This is a genomic window from uncultured Campylobacter sp. (assembly GCF_938045535.1).
Classification (GTDB): Bacteria; Campylobacterota; Campylobacteria; order Campylobacterales; family Campylobacteraceae; genus Campylobacter_B.
Window position 1 is genome coordinate 1 of sequence record NZ_CALIMQ010000175.1, and the last position, 2,521, is coordinate 2,521.

The 2,521-nt window shown below is 47.6% G+C and carries 3 protein-coding genes; 1 reads left to right on the plus strand and 2 read right to left on the minus strand.

The features are described 5' to 3' along the window. Positions 1–239 precede the first annotated feature (239 nt). On the plus strand, positions 240–866 hold the full coding sequence (upp, locus tag Q0095_RS05595) for a uracil phosphoribosyltransferase (RefSeq protein WP_297882151.1): 627 nt from the start codon (positions 240–242) through the stop codon (positions 864–866). A 555-nt stretch (positions 867–1,421) separates the two neighbouring features. Here the strand turns inward: upp and Q0095_RS05600 are convergent. Further along, a complete protein-coding gene (locus tag Q0095_RS05600) occupies positions 1,422–2,045 on the minus strand; it encodes a 3'-5' exonuclease (RefSeq protein WP_297882146.1) in 624 nt (207 codons plus the stop codon). A 163-nt stretch (positions 2,046–2,208) separates the two neighbouring features. Continuing rightward, the coding region (locus tag Q0095_RS05605; RefSeq protein ID WP_297882149.1) for a hypothetical protein at positions 2,209–2,521 on the minus strand (313 nt) is incomplete at its 5' end.

The window sequence follows — 2,521 nt, forward strand, 5'->3', positions numbered from 1 at the left end:
TTAAAAGCGCTAAATTAAAGCGAGCCGCCGAGTTAAATTTAAACGTAACGCGCGCATTGTGAGCTAAAATGAGCTAAATTTAAAATCGCGTTGCCGTTATCGGCAAAATTTCAGCACCATGGTGCAAAAGCTCGCGCTAAAATATACGATCAAAATGCCCCAAAGGGCGCAAAATTCAGTAAATTTAAGGAGAGAAAATGAGCCAAAGCCAAAAATGTACGTACCAAACCGCGTGCGAGCTGCCTAACGTGAGGCTAATCAAGCACCCGCTGATCGAGCATAAGCTCACGATCCTGCGCGATCGAGAGACCGATCCGTTTCAGTTTCGCATGCTCGTCGATGAGATCAGCTACCTGATGATGTTTGAGGCGACGCGCGATCTGGCGCTGCGCGAGGTGAGCGTGCATACGCCCGTGGCGCAAACCAGCGCGTATAAGCTCGCTACAAAGATCATGATCTGCCCGATTTTGCGCGCCGCGCTGGGGATGCTAGATAGCGTTTTTAAGCTCATGCCCGACGCTAGCGTGGGGTTTTTAGGCTTTCAGCGCGATGAAAAGACCGCACAGGCGGAGTTTTTTTACGCCAAACTGCCCGCAGACGCCGCAGAGCGCACCGCAATCATCATCGATCCGATGTTTGCGACTGGCGGCACGGCGATCGATGCGGTGAAATTCCTGCTGAAAAACGGCGTCAAAAAGATCAAATTTATCTCCATCATCGCAGCGCCCGAGGGGCTTCATAGATTTAGCGAGATCTACCCGCAGGTCGAGGTTTTTACCGCGGCGATCGACGAGAGACTAAACGAGCAAAAATATATCGTGCCGGGCCTCGGAGACGCGGGAGATAGGGTATTTAATACGCTGTGAAATTTGCGCGACGAAGGACTTTGTGCTGCGCCAAATTTGCGCGACAGTATTTTATGCGGCGATAAATTAAATTTGCCAGCATGCAATTTGCGATGCGAAATCTATTTATCAAATATGCGGGTTGCCGCCGCTCGGAATTTCACGCTGCAATAGATTTGGCAGGGCACGTACTTTTTACGGCGCGCGCAATACGTAGTGAAATTTAAAATTTTGCGGCGCCGTAAATTTGGTGCGCTTTAAAATTTTAACTTGTCGTGGAATTTGTGGCATTTTAAAATTTGTTAAATAAAATTTGAGCTCCGTGATGTATAAAACACGGCGGCAGAGCGTAATCAAAAATTCAAATTTTAGCCCGCTGCAAAATATCTCACAACGTCCGCGCCGTAAAAATTTACAAATCGTAAAATTTACAAAAATCGCGCCGCAAAATTCTTACTTCAGCAATCCGTTAAAGAAGCAGGGCGGCGCACCAGGCGTACGCGAGGAGTAAAATTCTTACTCAAATGATCCGCCAGCGCTAAAATGAAATTTCAAAATTTAGCGAGCAAATTTCGCCTACTTTACCAGCCCCGCTTCCCTTAAAAAACAGCTCGGCTCGTAGCTAACTTTTCTGATCTTATCAAATTTAGAGTAGCTTAGCACCAGCTCGTCGCGCGCTCTGGTGACCGCCACGTAAAATAGTCGCCGCTCCTCCTCCAGGCTGCCGCCCATCGCCATTAGCTTGAGGTTCGGGAAGCGGTTTTGCGCCAGGTCGATGAGATAGACGCTGCAAAACTCAAGCCCCTTGCTTGCGTGCACGCTGAGCAGATTTACCCCCTCGCCCTCGCTCATCTCCTTTGCGCCCAGGGTTATGAAGTTATAAAAGCTCTGCGGATCCGCGTATTTGCCCGCGATCTGCTCTAAAATGCCGCATTTATCATAGATGCGCGCGGTCTCGTCCTTTTTGCGATCCTCATCTATCTTGCCGTTTTTCAGCGTCGCGCGTTTCGTCGCGATGAAATCCGCCACAAGCGCAAAAAGGCGCGAGTTTTTGATCTGCGAGATCAGCGTAGCGGACCTTGCAGCAGAGCCGCTTTTTTTAAAAATTTTATAAATTTCGTGCAAAAACACTGCGCCGCCCTCGGTGATTTTATTGTGTTTTAGAACCGGATGCGAGCGAAAAAACTCGTCAAATTCCAAAGCTTCAAAGCGCGATACCGAGCCGATAATATCGACATCGTCAAAAAGCCCGAGCTGGTAGTTTTTTCTCTTTTTTTCAAAAAGCTTTCCACAGCCAAAAAAGCCTTCCCATCTAAATTAGATGAGAAAGCTTCTAGGCGCCTACTTTTAGGGGGAAAAGACCCTAAAGATGGTAATCTCCCCGTTTATTTTCAATGATCCGCATGGCTGCCTTGATCACATGAAACTTGCCTAACAATTCCTCTAGGCGCTTACTATTTCGCTCGCTCAATTGGCCGTTCTTGACCGCTTGGGACAGGTGATAAAAGTCATCTAAGTCCTCCCCAATGTTTTCAAACAGTTCTTTGGCTTCCTTGAGTCGGTAGCGATTGACTAGGTGGTTCACATCTTTTTTGAAGGAAGCGACATTGCTTTCATGAATGTCCGTATAAGCTTCCTCTTCGTCCTTAGATTCTTGGTAATTTACCGCCTTAAAA